This is a genomic window from Nonomuraea sp. NPDC049637, assembly GCF_040675235.1.
Lineage (GTDB): Bacteria > Actinomycetota > Actinomycetes > Streptosporangiales > Streptosporangiaceae > Nonomuraea.
In genome coordinates, this window is the sequence record NZ_JBFAOM010000135.1 from 1 (window position 1) to 1,212 (window position 1,212).

At 71.6% G+C, this 1,212-nt stretch carries 1 protein-coding gene; it reads right to left on the minus strand.

Annotated elements, in window-relative coordinates; all coding sequences use genetic code 11:
* Window positions 1–1,212 (minus strand): hypothetical protein (locus tag AB0J71_RS49970; protein WP_364421495.1); only part of this gene is annotated, 1,212 nt, incomplete at both ends.

Genomic DNA, 1,212 nt, shown 5'->3' on the forward strand with positions numbered 1-1,212 from the left:
CCGACGATCAACATCCGAGATCGCCGCCGTGAACACCGGAGACTCACTCGGCAACGTCCACACACCCGACACCGACTGCCCCAGCGAAGGCGCCATCTGGCTCACCACCGGACCGGGCGGAACCGTCCGGAACACCGTCGTGTCCACCCGCGCCGACACCCACGCCGACCACGGACCCGACACCCCGGACACCGTCGTCGCCCGCGCCCGCCACCGAACCTGCCAGCCATCGGACAACTTCCCCGACGGCACCCCCACCCAGGCGATCGTCCCCGTCGCATAATCCTTCGACGACGAACCCGCCCAGATCAGCCCCGTCCCCTGAGCCGCGGCCGCCGGATCATGCTCCACCTCCACACTCAGCTTGCTCGACCGGTTGTCCGGATCACTCACCTTCGCGAACAGCCACGGCGTCACCGACCCCGCCGTCCACGACGCCGAACCCGGCAGCGCCGGATCCATGCCCAGCGATTCGACCACCGGCTTGCCGAGGTCGATGCGTGCCTGCACCCAGTCGGTCCAGGCTCCCGTGATGCCCTTGACGGTTTCGCCGCGGGCGCGCCAGCGGATCTTCATGCCGTCGGTCAGCTTCGCCGCCGGCACCTGCACCCAGGCGTTCTCGCCGGAGTGGGACGGCTGCGCGCTCGTGCCGGACCAGATCAGGCCGGCCCCTTGACCGGTGGCGGCCGGGTCGTGCTCGATCTCGACCGCGAGCCGGGAGTCGCCGTTCTCCGGGTCGGTGACCTTGGCGTAGAGCCAGGGCGTCGCCGCGGCCGCGGTCCATGCTCCGGCGTCCCAGGTCGCCGGGGTCATCGACAAGCCCGCCACGGACGGCTTGCGCAGGTCGATGACGGTGGCGGACCAGTCCGACCACGGGCCGACCACGCCCGTGGCGGTCTCTCCGCGCACCCGCCAGCGCACCTTCATGCCGTCGGCCAGCTTGCCCGCCGGGACCTGCACCCAGGCGTTGCCGCCGGAGGCGTAGGTCGTGGCGCCCTTGCCGGACCAGATGACGCCCGTGCCCTGCCCGGTCGCGGTGGGATCGTGCTCGATCTCCGCCTCCAGCTTCGAGGCGCGCGAGTCCGGATCGGTGACCTTGGCATAGACCCACGGCGTGGTCGAGGACGCCGTCCACGACAACGCGCCCCTGGTCGCCGGCGTCCACCCGCCGTCCGACACCGCGGGCTTGCCCACATCGACCGTCGCCGACTG